13 protein-coding genes are annotated in these 16709 nt (G+C 60.2%); 10 read left to right on the top strand and 3 right to left on the bottom strand.

The genetic code is table 11. The annotated features are described in order from the left end of the window. Positions 1-11: 11 nt before the first annotated feature. From AB4N82_RS14965 to AB4N82_RS14955, 3 genes are read left to right on the top strand one after another with little or no spacing between them, the layout of a single operon-like run. A complete protein-coding gene (locus AB4N82_RS14965) occupies positions 12-1280 on the top strand; it encodes a sialidase family protein (protein ID WP_122763883.1) in 1269 nt (422 codons plus the stop codon). Further along, positions 1280-1864 (top strand): hypothetical protein, encoded by a 585-nt coding sequence (locus tag AB4N82_RS14960; protein WP_122763884.1) that lies wholly within the window; start codon positions 1280-1282, stop codon positions 1862-1864. Before AB4N82_RS14965 ends, AB4N82_RS14960 begins: the two co-directional genes overlap by 1 nt. After that, positions 1864-3885 (top strand): LTA synthase family protein, encoded by a 2022-nt coding sequence (locus tag AB4N82_RS14955; protein ID WP_460102061.1) that lies wholly within the window; start codon positions 1864-1866, stop codon positions 3883-3885. The genes AB4N82_RS14960 and AB4N82_RS14955 overlap by 1 nt, the downstream gene beginning before the upstream one ends. Here AB4N82_RS14955 and AB4N82_RS14950 read toward each other — a convergent pair whose 3' ends face one another. Further along, a complete protein-coding gene (locus AB4N82_RS14950) occupies positions 3886-4260 on the bottom strand; it encodes a c-type cytochrome (RefSeq protein WP_032885636.1) in 375 nt (124 codons plus the stop codon). A gap of 276 nt (positions 4261-4536) precedes the next feature. Here AB4N82_RS14950 and AB4N82_RS14945 point away from each other — a divergent pair, with 276 nt between their 5' ends. The 7 genes from AB4N82_RS14945 (at position 4537) to AB4N82_RS14915 (ending at position 13844) form a co-directional block, all read left to right on the top strand. Further along, positions 4537-4917 (top strand): response regulator, encoded by a 381-nt coding sequence (locus AB4N82_RS14945; RefSeq protein ID WP_122755884.1) that lies wholly within the window; start codon positions 4537-4539, stop codon positions 4915-4917. A 194-nt stretch (positions 4918-5111) separates the two neighbouring features. Further along, positions 5112-5726: a biliverdin-producing heme oxygenase gene (locus AB4N82_RS14940; RefSeq protein WP_122680693.1), complete on the top strand. Its 615-nt coding sequence runs from the start codon at positions 5112-5114 to the stop codon at positions 5724-5726. Beyond that, positions 5723-7966: an ATP-binding protein gene (locus tag AB4N82_RS14935; protein ID WP_122763886.1), complete on the top strand. Its 2244-nt coding sequence runs from the start codon at positions 5723-5725 to the stop codon at positions 7964-7966. The genes AB4N82_RS14940 and AB4N82_RS14935 overlap by 4 nt, the downstream gene beginning before the upstream one ends. A 513-nt stretch (positions 7967-8479) precedes the next feature. Continuing rightward, positions 8480-10378 carry an alkaline phosphatase D family protein gene (locus tag AB4N82_RS14930; RefSeq protein ID WP_122763888.1) on the top strand — a complete coding sequence of 633 codons (1899 nt, stop codon included), beginning with the start codon at positions 8480-8482 and terminating at the stop codon, positions 10376-10378. A gap of 136 nt (positions 10379-10514) precedes the next feature. After that, positions 10515-11528, top strand: a complete 1014-nt coding sequence (locus AB4N82_RS14925) for a diguanylate cyclase domain-containing protein (protein ID WP_095186387.1) — start codon at positions 10515-10517, stop codon at positions 11526-11528. Positions 11529-11745: 217 nt separating this feature from the next. Continuing rightward, positions 11746-12996: a 2-aminoadipate transaminase gene (locus AB4N82_RS14920; RefSeq protein ID WP_122763889.1), complete on the top strand. Its 1251-nt coding sequence runs from the start codon at positions 11746-11748 to the stop codon at positions 12994-12996. A 131-nt stretch (positions 12997-13127) separates the two neighbouring features. Further along, a complete protein-coding gene (locus tag AB4N82_RS14915; RefSeq protein WP_095186385.1) occupies positions 13128-13844 on the top strand; it encodes a hypothetical protein in 717 nt (238 codons plus the stop codon). 54 nt (positions 13845-13898) lie between these two features. On the opposite strand, the gene ptaA is transcribed toward AB4N82_RS14915, so the two are convergent. Both ptaA and AB4N82_RS14905 read right to left on the bottom strand, forming a co-directional pair. Next, entirely contained in the window at positions 13899-14993 is a 1095-nt protein-coding gene (gene ptaA / locus AB4N82_RS14910) for a pyoverdine biosynthesis transaminase PtaA (protein WP_122763891.1), read from the bottom strand. A gap of 145 nt (positions 14994-15138) precedes the next feature. Continuing rightward, positions 15139-16494 (bottom strand): serine hydroxymethyltransferase, encoded by a 1356-nt coding sequence (locus tag AB4N82_RS14905; RefSeq protein WP_032885626.1) that lies wholly within the window; start codon positions 16492-16494, stop codon positions 15139-15141. Between the last annotated feature and the right edge of the window lie 215 nt (positions 16495-16709).

The raw sequence follows: 16709 nt of genomic DNA, 5'->3' as shown, positions 1-16709 counted from the left end.
ACAGGTTCCCTATGCGCTCCGCCTTATTGATATGCAGCCTGCTGGCAGTGTTTTTCGCTGCCTGGCAAAGCCATCCGCCCCATGTGCTGGCGCCGTTTGCCCAGACCAGCCCGAACACCGCAAAAGTGGCGGCGCCGGCGCAGTACAGCAGCCGGTTCGTATCCACCCTGCTCACCGACTTTGTGCACTCCTCATCCGTGACCGCCCTGCCCGGCGGCGACTTGATGGCGGTGTGGTTCGCCGGCTCACGCGAAGGTGCCGCTGATGTGCAGGTGCGCACCGCGCGCTTTGATGCACGTACCGGCGAATGGGGCGCCGAACAGGTGCTGGCCACGCGGGAAAGCACCCGCGACGGAACCCAGCGTTATATCCGCAAGCTCGGCAACCCGGTAATTGCCCTGGCGCCGGATAAACGCCTGTGGATGTTTTATGTGTCGGTGTCAGTGGGCGGCTGGGCCACCAGTGCGATCAACGTGATGGTGTCGGATGACCTGGGGGGCAGTTGGACGGCCCCTCGGCAACTGGTGACCTCGCCGTTCTTCAATATCAGCACCCTGGTTCGCGCCGCGCCGGTGTTCCACGCCGACGGCTCCATCGGCCTGCCGGTGTACCACGAGTTCATGGGCAAGTTTGCCGAGTACCTGTACCTGAGCGCAGACGGAGCGGTGATCGACAAATTCCGTATCAGCCGCGGCAAGAATTCCCTGCAACCGACCATCGTGCCCCTGGACGGCCAACGCGCCGTGGCGATGTTGCGCTATGCCGGCGACACCCATCACCGCGTGCTGGCCAGCCGCACTGAAGACGCCGGGCAAACCTGGAGCCAGCCGTACCCGCTGGAACCGGCCAACCCTAACTCGTCGCTGGCGGCGGTGGGCACGGTGGACGATGGGTTGCTGGTGGCGCTCAATGACCTGCAGGACGGCCGCTTCAAGCTCAGCCTCTATGGCACCGACGCCCAGCTCAGCCAGTGGCGCACTGTGGTGCAACTGGACGAATCACCGGACCCGCTCGGCCAACCGTTCGCCCCCGAAGCTTATAAAGAGATCATCGGCGAAGGCTTTCGCGCCTCCAGCGGCGCGCAGCGTTTACCGCTGGAGCAACGTTTTCTCAGCAGCCTCGACTACCGCGTGTGCAAACCCCGTGGCTGCGATTTCGAGTACGAGTACCCGTACTTCAGCCGCAGCCCGGACGGTATGTACCACCTGGTGTACTCATGGAATAACACGTTTATCAAACATGTCAGCTTCAACGAAGCCTGGCTCGCGGAGCGTCTGTGATGGTGTTGCTATGGCAGGCGCATTTGAGTTTTGTGCTGTTGGGGTTTGTGCTGTTAAGCACGTTTCGATTTACCGCCCGATGGCGACCGTGGTTGCTGCCAGTCCTGGTGGTGGTGAGCGTTATCCCGATCAATGAGCTGCCATTGGCGGCCTATGTCCGCAGTTTTACCGATGATTTGGCGATCAGCACGCTGGTGTTGTTGGGGTGGGTTGCGCTGAGCCGTCTGGGCGTGGTGCAGCCGCTGGCTCGACCACATCAGGTGCAGATGTTGCTGCTGTTTGGCCTGCTGAGCCTGGTGCTCTACCCGGCCACGTTAGGCCTGACCTATTTCGACCCGTACCGCTTGGGCTTCAACCCTCGACCGATGATTGTGCTGGTCGAGGTGGCGGCGCTGTTGATGCTGTGGCTGCGCAATGCGCTGGCGGTGTGGATGTTGGTGATCGGCACGCTGGCGTTCGCATTGCGGCTCAAGGCCTCAGAGAACTATTGGGATTATCTGGTTGATCCGCTCTTGGCAGCCTACTGCGTCGTCGCTGGATTAATGCAACTCAAACTGTACTGCTTTAAAGAATGGAAAATTTGATGAGTGCGTTGCAATCACGTCGCCTGCGCTACGGCATGGGCGCGATTGGGTTGGTGTTTGTGCTGCTGGCTGCGTTGCGACTGGTGTTTGTGCTGGGTTTTTCCGGCCTCGATGTGACAACCCCGGCGCTGCTGGAAACCCTCGGCATCGGCCTGCGTTTCGACCTGCGCCTGGCGGTGTTGCTGCTGCTGCCGCTGGCCGTGCTGGCATGGCTGCCGCGCTGGAACCTCACCACGCTGCCAGTCCTGCGCTGGCTGGCACGTGCCTACCTGGTGGTCGCACTGGCGATGATCGGCCTGGTGTACATCATCGACTTCGGCCATTACGCCTACCTCGGCGTACGCATCAATGCGACGGTGCTGCGCTACCTGCAAGACGCACAGATTTCACAACAGATGGTGTGGGAAACCTATCCAGTGCTGTGGATAACCGCCTGCTGGCTGGCGGCAGTGGGGTTGTGGGTATGGGCGTTGATCTGCCTGGAGCGCCTGACCCTGGACCGTGCGCCAACCCCCATTAATCGATGGGCGGTGACGTCAGTCTCAGTGGTTGGCGTGGTCGCCGTGCTGCTCGCCCTGCTGGGGCGCGTGGCCAACCTCAACCTAGAAAACCCGGTGCCGCTGCGCTGGAGCGATGCGTTCTTTTCCGGCAACAGCCAGGTGGCCGCCGTGGGCCTCAACCCGGTGCTGTTTTTGTACGACACCCTCAAGGTCGGCCAATCGCAGTTCGATGAAGCCCAGGTGCGTAAGCATTACCCGCAAGTCGCCCAGTACTTGGGGGTGGATCAACCGGACGCCCAGCAACTGAATTTCACCCGCCACCAGGGTGTGCAGCCCTATCGCCTGGCCGGCGAGCGCCCGCTGAACGTGATCTTCGTGATGCTCGAATCCCTTGGCACGAGCGCCGTCGGGGCCTACGGCAACCCGCTCAATCCCACGCCGAACCTGGATAAACTGGCCAGCCAAAGCTGGTTCTTCAAGAACTTCTACGTACCGGTCACCGGCACCGCCAAGACTGTCTGGGCCAGCATCACCGGCGTGCCCGACGTCACCCGCCAGGAGACTGCCACGCGCAATCCGCTGATCACCCGGCAACACACGCTGATCAACGCATTCGAGGGCTATCAGAAGTTCTACATGATCGGCGGCAACGCCGGCTGGGCGAATATCAACGCGCTGATCCGCCAGAGCATCGACGACGTGCAGCTGTTTGAAGAGAGCGACTGGCAATCGCCACGGGTGGATGTGTGGGGCATTTCAGACTTGGACCTGTTCAAGGAAGGTGACGAACTGTTGAGCAGGATGCCCAAGGACCAGCCGTTCTTCGCCTACCTGCAAACCTCCGGCAACCATCGACCCTTCACGATTCCCAAAGACAACGACGGTTTCCAGGTGGCGGACGTGACCCTGGAGCAAGTCCAGGCAGCCGGTTCGCGCAGTGTCGAGCAATACAACGCAGTGCGCCTGCTCGACTACAACATCGGCCGCTTGATGGAAATCGCCAAGGCCGGTGGTTACTACGACAACAGCATTTTTGTGTTCTTCGGCGACCACAACACGCGCATCAGCCAGATCCCGCACATGGCGCCTGCCTTTGAACAACTAGGGCTGGAAAGCAACAACGTGCCGCTGTTGATCCACGCGCCGGGCCTGGCACCTAGGGTGATCGAACAGGCGGTTGGCCTGGCGGATTTGTTGCCGACCGTTGCGGGCATGGCAGGCGTGCCGTTCACCAGTGGCGCCATGGGCCGGGATATCCAACAGCCTGCTCCGGAAGGCGAGCGCGTGGTGCCGCTGGTGTTGCGTGAGGGGACGTTCCCAATCATCGGCGGCGTGACCCAACACTTCCTGTTGCAAATGCAACACGACGGCAGCTCACCGACCCTGCATGACCTGGCCTCAAAGACGCCGCGAGAGGATGTGGCAACGCAACATCCCGCAGAGTTTCAGCGTTTGCAGGCGCTGACCCGTGGGCTGCATGAGAGCGCGCGGTTGATGCTGTTCAGAAATGTACGGGAGTGATTATTTGGGTTGGAAGGTTTCGAGGTAGGCCAGGATGTTGTCGATTTTCTCCTGATCACTGATGCCCCAAAAGATCATCCGCGTACCGCTCACCACCTTCTTCGGTGCCTCGATATAGGCGGCGAGTTTGTCCCGCGTCCAGACCACGCCGGAGTTTTTCATCGCGTCAGAATACTGATAGTCAGTGGTGGTACCGGCAGGCCTGCCGATGATGCCGTTGAGTTCCGGGCCGAACCCACCACGCGCCCCTTCGCCGACGCTGTGGCAGCCGCCGCAGGTCTTGGTAAAAAGCTTGCCACCCGCCTCGGCGTCGCCGGCCGCGAGGGCTGACTGGGTGTTGAGGATCAGGGCGAGGGTGAGCAGGACGTACTTCATGGGAACTCCACATCGGCGAATGCGGGCGATTATGCCTGTTTGTCAGGAACGCATGCCCATCCAGATCAGCGCTTCGGTCCACGCTCGATCAGGGGAGCATTCAGGGTCGACAGCCTTTTGCGTGCATTGCAGAGCACAGGGATCGTGCCGCACCTCCCCGCAAACAAGCAAAATAGACCCTCTGAGTAACCACCCATCGTTTTGGACATATCCAATCGAACCTATCCGATGGTCTTCCACTCCACCTTACTGAACCCTGATGGTGGAGTAACGATCATGGCTCAGCCATCGATTTTAGTACTGGAAGACGACGAGATCATTCGCTCGTTAATGGTGGATGTACTTGAGGATTTTGGGGCTCATGTGACGTCATTTCCTTCGGCGGATGAAGGGATGATTTTTCTGGAGCGGGATGATGAACCGGTCGACCTGATTGTCAGTGATGTTCAGATGCCAGGTTTGCTCAACGGCTATGACTTGAGCCGGGTAGTGGCCCATCGTTGGCCAGAGGTAAAGGTAGTGCTGACATCCGGCAACACTAAGATCGCGGCGCAACTGGGTAGCTCTGTGCGGTTTCTACCGAAACCGTGGAGCGCCGAACACCTGATTGAGTGTGTGCAAACGGCACTGACCCAGCAAAGCCCGCACCTGCATTGATAGCATCGCAACATCACTGAAGCCGAACTTTGGGACAAACACTGCGGTCATTAATGAGCAAGGAGAGACTTTTCTGATCCGCTGGTCAGGCTTTTCGCCTTGTGCGTACAGCCAATGGCCATGAGGTGTGTAGAATCACTGCCCAATTCTATGCGTCATTTATGGCCGGCAGGCCCACAGTTCGAGCTTATTGAATGCATTCACAGGCCCCTGACGGTGGTGTGCCCTCGTTGTTGGAAGCGTTGCGCACAGGCACGGCCCTGCTGCATGTAGCGCTGGAAAAGCGCCTGCCGTTTTTCAGCGAATACCTGGATACCGACTGGTTTCGACGCTTGCTCCAGGCGTATTACGGGTTTTATGGGCCAATGGAAGCCGCGCTGTACGATTGTGAGTTGATCCCTGATGGCTATGACACAGAGCTGCGTGTGAAAACGCCCACTCTGTTGAGCGATCTTCTCGCCCTTGGCCTGAATGACATGGCTATCAACGACCTGCCCCGCTGCACCCAATTGCCGCTCCTCGATACCCCTGCTGCCTGCCTGGGCGCCTTGTATGTGCTCGAAGGCGCTACGCTGGGCGGCCAGGTACTGCGCCGGGAAATGGCTCAGCGCCTGGATCTGGACGCCGATAACGGCGGTGCGTTTCTCAATGTGTATGGCCCCGAGACTGGTCGGCGCTGGAAAGACTTTCTCGACTATCTGGGCCACCAGCCGCTGGACGCACCAGCCAAACAACACGCGGTAGACGCGGCCCGTTCGACATTCCGCTGCTTTGAGCAATGGCTCGACAGCCAGGAGGTATTGCTATGAAACCCGATGATTTTGAAGAGCTGCTTGCCAACTGTGCGGACGAGCCTATTCGCATTCCAGGGGCCATCCAGCCCCATGGTGTGTTGCTGACGCTGTCTGACCCCGGCTTGCAGATCATCCAAGTCAGCGCCAACGTCGCCAGCCTGTTCAATCATGCACCCGAGACGCTGCTGGACCAGCCGCTGCACCGGTTGCTGGGCGCAGAGCACGCTAAGGCTGTGCAACACATGGTCGAGCTCAACAACTTTATCGACGCGCCGCCGCTGCACGTTACTTTCAACGGCGCCAAGTTCGATGGCCTGCTGCATCGCCATCAGGGCGTCCTGATACTGGAATTCGAACCGTTGCTGGAGAATTTCCAGCCGCGGGCAATGAATCGTCGCACCAGTGATTTGGGCAAGATGCTGCAACGTTTGCAGGCGGCGAAAACCCTGCAAGCGCTGTACGAAATCAGCGTGCATGAAATCCAAGCCATGACCGGCTACGACCGCGTGCTGATCTACCGCTTCGAAGAGGAAGGCCACGGCCAAGTGATCGCCGAAGCGTCCGCGCCGTCCATGGAACTGTTCAACGGGCTGTTCTTCCCCGCGTCCGATATTCCCGAGCAGGCCCGCGAGCTGTATCGCACCAACTGGTTGCGCATCATTCCCAACGCGGCCTACGAGCCAGTGCCACTGCTGCCCAAACTGCGCCCGGACAACGGTGAGCCGCTGGACCTCAGCTTCGCCACCCTGCGCAGTGTGTCGCCGATTCACTGTCAGTACATGCAGAACATGGGTGTGCTGTCGTCCATGAGCATCTCGCTGATGAAGGGCGACAAACTCTGGGGCCTGATCAGCTGCGGCAACCGTGAACCGCTGCTGGTGCCCAACGAGTTGCGCACCGCCTGCCAGACCATCGGCCAGGTGTTGTCATTGCAGATCAGCGCCATGGAAGCCTTGGACCTGAGCCGCCAGCGCGAGGAAAAAGTCGAGTCCCTGGCGTTGCTGGATCAGGCGATGAAAGCCTCGGCGGACAACGTGTTCGATGGCCTGGCCCTGCAAGGCCAAGTGCTGATGGACCTGACCCTGTCCGGCGGTGTGGCGATCATCGAAGACAAGCAACTGCACCGCTACGGCAACTGCCCGGAACCGGCGCAGATCCGCGCGTTGCACAAGTGGCTTCAAGAGAGCGGCGATACGGTGTTTTCAAGCCATAACCTGGCCTCCGTCTACCCGCCGGCCGCTGAGTTTCAGCAGATGGCCAGCGGTGTCCTGGCCATGAGCCTGCCTAAACCGGTGGATAACGGTGTGCTGTGGTTCCGCCCGGAAGTGAAGGAGAACATCAACTGGAGCGGCGACCCGAACAAGCCACTGGATCTGGAAAACTCCGACGCTGGCTTGCGCCTTCGCCCACGCACTTCGTTTGAAATCTGGAAAGTGGAAATGGCCGGCATCTCCACCAAGTGGAGCCATGGTGACCTGTTTGCCGCCAATGACCTGCGTCGCTCCGCCCTGGAAAACGACCTGGCACGCCAGGTAGCGCGTGAGCAACAAGCCGTGCGCGCCCGTGATGAACTGGTGGCGGTGGTATCCCACGACTTGCGCAACCCGATGACGGTCATTTCGATGTTGTGCGGCATGATGCAAAAGGCCTTCAGCTCCGATGGCCCACACACGTCGCGGCGGATTTCCACGGCCATCGACACCATGCAGCAAGCCGCCGGGCGTATGAATGTGCTGCTGGAAGACTTGCTCGACACTTCGAAAATCGAGGCCGGGCGCTATGTGGTCAAGCCAGTGGCGCTGGATGTGAGCCAGATGTTCGAAGAGGCTTACTCGTTGCTCGCACCGCTGGCGATGGAAAAAGGCATCGACCTGTCGTTCAGCGCCGAGCCTGATCTGGTGATCAACGGCGACCCTGAGCGGATGTTCCAGGTGCTCTCGAACCTGATCGGCAACGCCATCAAGTTCACGCCGCGCCAAGGCACTATCGGCATCAGTGCCATGAGCAATGGTGAGGAGACCGTGTTTTCGGTGCGCGACTCCGGCGAAGGCATTGCGCCGGAGCAATTGCCCCATGTGTTCGACCGCTATTGGACCCAGACCGAAAACAATCCAACGGGCAGTGGCTTGGGGCTCTACATCACCCAGGGCATCGTCCACGCCCACGGCGGCAAGATCATTGCTGAAAGTGAAGTGGGGCGCGGCAGCGAGTTCCGGTTTACGGTGCCGAACGTAATTGAAAACTCACCGACCTAAGCGCCAGCGACCTTGTGGCAAGGGGTCTGTGGCAATAGCCAGGCATGGCTTGCTCTAGAGAGCGGGCCTCAACCTCCGTCATATCTTGCAGCAGGGCGTTTATAGCTCGACGCCCCTCGTCCTCTATAAGTTTGTCGCCACTTCGCTCAACAGGGCGAAGTCACCCTCGACTGATAGAAGGATACTTCCATGCTCGGCCCTATAAATTCTCCCCCTCTGCCTGCTCAATACCCCACTGCACCGCATGACGACGCCCCCCTTCAACGCAATAAGCGCAGCATCGACGGCCCTCAATCGCAGCTCGAACCTCTGGACGCTGACGGTTCGGCGCGCGATGGCCGACACAGGAATACCGGCAGCCTAGACAGCCTGGGCAAGGGCAACTTGCCTTAAACCGTCGTACGAGGGGCAGTGCACTGCCCCTCGTCTTTGTAGGTCGTCGCGTCTTAACAAAACACTGACATCCGTTGCGCTAACCTTTCCGGTTCAACCCTGGCCGGAGCCTTTTACTGCATGCCACATCCCGACACCTTGCCCGCCGTACTCGCCGGCCCTCTGCTGCGGCGCCTGGAACCCCAACGCTTGGTGTTGTGGCTGGTGGGAAGCCGAGCATTAACCCTGACCCTGAGGCTGCAATCTGCCGAGCAGCACCTGGATATCCCGCTGGGCCAGGACCAATGCCAAGTCGTGCAGGTGGGTCGCGAGGCGTTTGTCCATCTGATTGATATACGGCTGGAAAAGGCGCTGCCGCAGGATGTGATCATCGACTATGACTTGCTCGTCGACGGCACCGGCATAGCCCAGTGGGCGCCCCACTTGCTGTACGCCAACGCCCAATACCCGAGCTTCGTGCTGCACAGCCGTATCCATCAACTGGTGCACGGCTCGTGCCGCAAACCTCACCACAGTGCCGACGAAGGCCTGCTTTGCGTTGATCGCCTGCTGGCCAATGCGCAGAACCCAACCGAGCGCCCGGCCTTGTTGATGATGAGCGGCGACCAAGTGTATGCCGACGATGTCGCCGGGCCGATGCTGCGCGCGATCCATGGGCTGATTGCGCGCCTGGGCCTGTTCGACGAATACCTGGAAGGCGCCGTGGTAGACGATAGCGCCAGCCTCTACGGGCATCACGCCAGCTACTACAACCGCGCCGATCTGCTCCCGGCGCTGGACAGCAACGAGACCCTGCGTGAACGTTTTTTTGGCGGCGTGAAAAAACCGATTTTCACCAGCAGCACCGCCGACAACCATCTGGTGACCTTCGCCGAAGTCATGGCGATGTATTTGCTGGTGTGGTCTCCTGCGCCTTGGAACCTGATCACCCCACAACCGCCGCAACTGAGCGCCGAGGAGTCATCGCGCTATGCGCGCGAGCAAGTAACGCTGGATACATTCCGTGAGGGTTTGCCGGACGTAGCACGGGTGTTCGCCCACCTGTCCACCTTGATGATCTTTGACGACCACGACATCACCGACGACTGGAACCTCAGCGCCCAATGGGAAGAAACCGCCTACGGCCATCCGTTTTCCAAACGCATCATAGGTAACGCGCTGCTCGCCTACCTGCTGTGCCAGGGTTGGGGGAATAACCCGGATGCCTTTGTTGAGCTGGTGGGCCAAACCCAGACACTGGTCACCCACACGCAGGACAATCACTTGGACGCGCTCGCGCAGGACCAGTTGGTGGAGACACTGCTGAAGTTCCAGCAGTGGCATTACGTCCTGCCCACAACGCCGGCCTTGGTGGTGCTCGACACCCGCACCCGGCGCTGGCGGAGCGAATTCACGCTCAAGCACCCATCAGGCCTCCTTGACTGGGAAGCCTTGAGCGAACTGCAACAAGAGCTGCTCGATCATCCCTCAGCCATCATCGTCTCTCCCGCGCCGATTTTTGGCGTCAAGCTGATCGAGACCGTGCAAAAAATCTTCAGTTGGTGCGGCCATCCTTTATTGGTGGACGCCGAGAACTGGATGGCTCATCGCGGCGCAGCTCAGGTCATCCTCAACATCTTCCGCCACTCGCGCACGCCGGGTAACTACGTGATCCTCTCGGGCGACGTGCACTACTCGTTTGTCTATGAAGTGCTGATACGCCACCGCAACGCCGGCCCCAGAATCTGGCAGATCACCAGCAGCGGCATCAAGAACGAATTCCCACCTCGATTGCTGGAATGGTTCGACCGCCTCAACCGCTGGCTTTACTCGCCGCGATCGCCCCTGAACTGGTTCACTCGCCGCCGCACCATGCAGGTGGTCCCCCATATCCCGGAACATGCCGAAGCCGGTGAACGGTTATGGAATTCGGCCGGAATTGGCCAAGTGTTTTTCAACGAAAGGGGGCAGCCTGAGGCTATTTACCAGCACAACGCGGACGGCAAACCTCGAACAAGGATGGTGGCGCCGCAGCAATAGCCAATAGCCATCATCCAAAAGCAGCACACCCATCCTATTCAAAGCCTTCAATCCCCGCTGTACAGTAGCCCCAGCCACGGAGTATCGGCGACAACATTGGCAGGCCTAGGCGCCTGCCCACGCAAGGAATGCGCAGATGGACGATACTTCCGGCAACAACCCGCTGGACCATGATTTTTCCCACCTTAACGCCGACATGTTGCATGCCGTGCTGGAGTTGGTCAGCGACGGCATTTGGGACTGGAACGCCAATACCGGGTTCGTCTACCGCAACCCAGGCTGGTACGAAATGCTGGGCTACCCTCGCCATTCCCTGGAAAACAACGTGTTTACCTGGGAAAACGTTATCCATCCGGACGATTACCCCCGTGTGATGACGGTGTTCGATGACTACGTCCACCAGCGTACCCCTCACTACCAAACCGAATACCGTTGCCGCAAAAAAGATGGCAGCTACCTATGGATAGAGGATCGCGGCTATGTCATTGCGCGCAATGAGGACGGCTCGGTAGCACGGATGGTAGGCGCCCATCGCGACATCGATCTGCGCAAATCCTCCGTTGAACAGTTGGAGCGACGCAATCAATCCCTTGAGGCACTGGTGGCCGAGCGGACGCGCGAGCTGTCGCGGGTCAATCAGCAATTACAACTACAGCTGAACGAGAACCGCTCCCTGGCCGAGCGGGACGCCCTCACTCTCGTCGCCAACCGCTACCGCCTGGAAAAAGTACTGCTGGAAGAGTGCGGCCGCGCACAGCGTTTTCGCCTGCCGTTGGCATTGATCGCGGTGGATATCGATGACTTCAAACCAATCAATGACCGACATGGCCACGGCGTGGGCGACCAAACCCTGGTGCACGTCGTGGAATGCCTGGAGAGGTGCATTCGCCCAGGCGACCTACTGGCTCGGTGGGGAGGTGATGAGTTTATGGTGGTGCTGCCCAAAAGCTCACTGGAAACCGCCAGGGCGTTGGCTGAGAACATCTGCCGAACGATGCGCAAGATCCCGATGCGCGGAGATCTCACCGTCACCCTGAGCCTGGGCGTGGCCGAGCGGCGCATGGATGAATCCCCCGCCGCACTGATGGCGCGTGCCGACCAGGCACTGTATCGCGCCAAAGCGGCGGGGAAAGATGGGGTGTCGGAGTAGGCCAAGCCCGTCAAGGCACTGTCGGCGGGTACTGGATGCCGCCTCTGCTCCACAGCGCATTGAGGCCGCGCTTGACGGGTTCAGCGCGTTGCCACAAACGACTTTTGGCAATGGCTCCTTCCGATTTGGAATGACCCGGCGACTTTATTTCGTTTGCGACAAGGGCTGGCCTGCGGCTTAGATGAAACGACGCCCGCCACTGCCGAGTCCGAGATTCATGAGCCGCGAAACCATCAGCCAGTCGATTTCCATCGTTCATCCCATCAGCCTCAGCCACGGCAAGAACGCCGAAGTCTGGGACACCACGGGCAAGCGCTATATCGATTTTGTCGGCGGCATCGGCGTGCTTAACCTCGGCCATTGCCATCCCGGTGTGGTGGAGGCTATTCGTGAACAAGCGACGAAGTTGACCCACTCTGCGTTCAACGCCGCGCCGCACACGCCGTACATCGAACTCATGGATCGCCTGACAGCGTTTATCCCAGTGAACTACCCCGTCAGCGGCATGCTCACCAACAGCGGCGCGGAAGCCGCGGAAAATGCCTTGAAGATCGTCCGCGGCGCCACCGGCCGCACTGCAGTGATCGCCTTTGACGGTGCCTTCCACGGCCGCACCCTGGCCACTCTCAACCTCAATGGCAAAGTGGCGCCCTACAAACAAAAGGTCGGCGTCCTGCCCGGCCCGGTGTATCACCTGCCCTACCCCAGCGCCGATAACGGCGTGAGCTGCGCTGAGGCACTGAAGGCTATGGATCGACTGTTCAGTGTGGAAATCGATATCAGCGACGTAGCCTGTTTCATCATCGAACCGGTGCAGGGCGAAGCCGGATTCCTCGCCTTGGATATCGAGTTCGCTCAGGCGCTGCGGCGCTTTTGCGATGAACACGACATCCTGTTGATCGCTGACGAAATCCAATCCGGCTTCGGCCGAACCGGCCAGCGTTTTGCCTTCTCGCGCCTGGGGATAGAACCGGACCTGATCCTGCTCGGCAAAAGCATCGCCGGCGGCGTCCCCTTGGGCGCAGTGGTCGGGCGCAAGACGTTGATGGACAACCTGCCCAAAGGTGGGTTGGGCGGTACGTACTCCGGCAACCCCATTGCCTGCGCAGCGGCGCTGGCCACCCTCGATGCAATGACCGATGAGCATTTGCAGGAGTGGAGCTCGCAGCAGGAAGAAGCGATCGTCGGCCGTTATGAAGCCTGGCGTTCGCAGCGCCTGTCGCCGTACCTGGGCCGCCTGACCGGCGTCGGCGCCATGCGCGGCATCGAACTGACCAGCACCGACGGCACGCCAGCGCCTCAGCAACTGACCCAATTGTTGAGCCTGGCGCGAGACGCCGGGTTGCTATTGATGCCCAGCGGCAGGTCGCGGCACATCATTCGCCTGTTGGCGCCACTGACCATTGAGCCTGCGGTCCTGGAAGAAGGACTGGATATTCTTCAAGCGTGCCTCAAGCAATTGGTTTAACGCCCGTATCCGCCGGTCGGCAGCCTTGCGCCGCGATAGGGGCATTGTGCTGCCTTGACCTGATCCCCCTCCCCCCTGAAAATGCGCGACGCTTTTTTGTCTTCCCCGTTTACTGAAGTAGTGAAATTTCAATGTCCGATTCTTACACCGAACACTCCGCCGAAGAATCCGTAGTCGCCTTGCACGCCAAAGCTGAATACGAAAACGCCATCAATCTTTCACAGCACGTGCCAGCCGCCAAGATCATCAGCGAGATGGTGCTGGACGCCTTTCACACCTCCAAGGAAAGCGACCAGATCCGCGAACTGCGCGTCGCCATCCGCCAGGCCCACGACGCCTTCGACGACGACAAGGCCTACGACCTGATGGGCCAGCTCAAGCAGCTCAAGGACGCCGAAGCCGCCGATAACATCGCGCTGGAAGACCTGAGCAGCAAATTCTCCATCAGCCGCATCCTGTCCAGCTTCAAGGACGACCCCGAGTTTCAGGAACTGGTCTACGGCCTGGCCCTCAAGGTGCTGAACCAGTCTCACCAGGCAATCAGCAACCCAAGCGCCGGCAAGGGCAAGGCGGCTCGCCCCAAGAAAGAAGCTGAAGTGTTTGTGATCAGCAAGGACGGCATCAGCGTCACGCTGCCGCTGCGCACGCCACGTTCCAAGTTGAACGTCGACCGCGAGGCGTTCGAGTTCCTGGGCTTCAGCTTTGTGGGTGAAGGCGATGAAGCCGAGCTGCAAGTCGAAAGCTTTGTGGACAACGCCGGCGTCGAGCAGCCGCTGAGCCGCAAGAGCGTGATTACTGCACTGCAACAGCAGACGGCGTTTGCGGGTTACAGCATCGCGCAGCAGTAACCAACACCCTCGGATCAATGTGGGAGTCCTCTCCCACATTTTTTTTGCGCGGTGTCAGCTGGCGCCCTGAATCTGCGCCGCAAACACTTCGCGAAACCGCGCCATCTCCCGCTTATTCCCCACCGTGACCCGCACCCACTGCGGCCAGTTTTCCCACACGCGTCCGATCAGTACGCCGTGGGCGGCCAGTGTGTCGATGACCTGCTCTGCCGGGCGCTTCACGTCAATCATTAAGCAGTTGGCCTGGGATGCCGTGCAAGTGAAGCCACGGCCCTTAAGCCAGGTGATGGTTTCTTCGCGCAGTTGCGCGTTGAGCGCCTTGCGTTGGGGCAGCACCTTCACATCTTCCAGGCTGGCGAGGCCGCCGAGCAAGGACGAACCGGCCGGGACGTTGTCGCCGCCGAATACCGCCAAGCGCTCCAGCAGCGCCGGGTGGCCGATCGCCAGGCCCAGACGAGCGCCGGCCATGCCGTAGATTTTCGAGAAGGTACGCAGCACCAGCAGATCGTCGTGGTCCTTGACCCAGCTCACCACGCTTGGGGTATCGGCGAAGTCGATGTAGGCCTCATCCACCACCAGCACACAGCCTTTGGGTTTGTTCGCCAAAGCCTGGCGGATGGCCTCGGTCGGCGTCACGGTGCCCGTCGGGTTGTTGGGGTTGCACAGGTAGAGCATGCCGGCCTGGGGGTCAGCCGCGAGCATGGCCTGGACGTCGTGGGCATGCTCGGCGTTGAGGTTCACTTCTTTCACCGGCGCCTTGCGTGATTTGGCGGCCTGGCGTGGTACCTCGTAGGACGGCGTCGCCATCACCAGGCCCCGGATTTCGCTGGTAAACGCCAGCACCGCGTAGCGCAGTGCGGCCATGGAGCCGGAAAACACCGCCACTTGATCTTCGGCAATCCCTTGTTGCTGTGCAAATAACTCGGCCAGGGCGTACATGTGTTTGTACGGATAACGCCCTGCAGTGTCGATGCCGCGCTGCATCGCTTCGCGGGCCGCTGCCGAGGGCCCGTAGGGACTTTCGTTGTAGTTGAGCAGCACCTTGTCAGTCTTGGTTGCCGACGACGCGGCCACCGCCCAATCCAGGCGCCCGAGTAAAGGCAGGGCGGCGCCGAGGGCGAGAAGGGATCGACGACTAACGCTGACCATGGTGACTACTCCTTGTAGGCGGATGATGGATTCGCACTGCTCGTACAAGTGAGTATGACGAGACAATACGCAGCGGATTTAACCGAGCGCCCATGAAAAAGCCCCGTACGACTTTCGACGACGGGGCTTTTTCATGGGCGGGCTTTCAGTGCTCCCAATAGTCCGCGATGGGGTATTTGGCACACAAATGCTCAAGTTCAGAGCGCAATTGCGCCTGCGCAGTGGGCTCGAAGTGGTACTCGTATTCACCAAGCGGCGTCACCTGGTTGAGTACCCGGCACACCAGATCGACGACTTGCCGACAGCCATCGGCATCCACATTGCGTTGGGCCATGGAACCTGTGCCAATACACAGGCCACTGGCAACGGCAGACGAACGGGTCTCGCCGGGGACGCGACTTTTATTCACAACGATTCCGCAGCCTTCCAACGCCGACTCAGCGATGGCACCGGTCATGTCCCCGCGCAAACGAATCAACACCGTATGGTTTTCGCTGCGCCCACCGACGACGTCATAGTCATGGGCCTGAAACGCGTAGGCCGCTTCGTCGGCCAGGGCGCGAACCCGCCCCATGCAAACGTCGAATTCCGCCGTCATTGCGTAGCCGAGCGCCGCGGCTTTTGCGGCGATCATATTGACCGCCGGTGCGCCCTGCATACGCGGGAAGACGGCTTGATCCAGCACACGGCTGAAAGTCGCCTTCAAGCCAGGCACCTTGGTATGGGCGTCGCGACCGGACAGGATCAGCCCACCACGCGGGCCACCCAACTGTTTGTGAGTGCAAGTGGTCGTGACGTGAGCCGCGTTAATCGGGCTGGGGTGGCGACCGGTCACAACCAGCCCTGCGATATGGGAAATATCGGCCAACAGGATCGCGCCTGCTTCATCGGCAATCGCACGAAACCGCTCGAAATCCAGCACACGCGAATAAGCCGATGCACCGCAAATGATGATCCGTGGACGATGGGCCAGCGCCAGGCTGCGCACCTGCTCGTAATCGATAAGGCCCTCGGCAGTGGTGCCGTAGCGAATCGCTTTGTAGTAGGCCCCGGTAAACACGGCGGGGCTGCCGTGGGTCAGGTGACCTCCGTGATCGTGGGCCATGCCCAGCAAGGTATCACCCGGCTCAAGCAGAGCGGACAACACTTGGGCGTTGGCGTTGGAACCCGAGTGCGATTGCACGCCGGCGTAGTGGGCGTCGAACAGTTCACGCGCCCTGCGGATCGCCAGGGACTCAACCAGATCGACATTCTCGCAGCCGGCGCGATGACGCTTGCCGGGCGCACCCTCAGCAGTAACGTTGACCAGTGCGGACGCGGAAGCCGCCAGGGTGCGAGGCTTGACTGCACAGGAGGACGCGACCAATGACAGCGTGCGATGTTGGCGTGCCACTTCGGCGTCCAGCAGCATCGCCAGTTCCAGGTCCTCTGCGCGCAGGTCCGCCATGCCTCGGCGCAACAGGTCAGCCTGATCCTGCAGGTGTACGGTATTGAATGCCATGGCGGGTGTCCTTTCCTTGGTCGCTGCGTATCAGTTCGTCCTGAACCGTGGCGTTCAATTAAACAGGAAATTAAACATTTTCCAAATTAAATGTTCGCTTTTGTCCCCCCTTACCGAGCGGATGGCCATTTGCCTTGCGCAATGCGGATCCCTCGCATCCGGGACTTTATTGTTAGGTCGCACGCGTGCAACACTTGCGCCCGCCGCGACGTATG

The sequence above is a fragment of the Pseudomonas sp. H1_D04 genome, assembly GCF_054683855.1.
The sequence above is the reverse complement of the archived record's forward strand: the minus strand, read 5'-3'. Positions and strand labels throughout refer to the sequence as shown.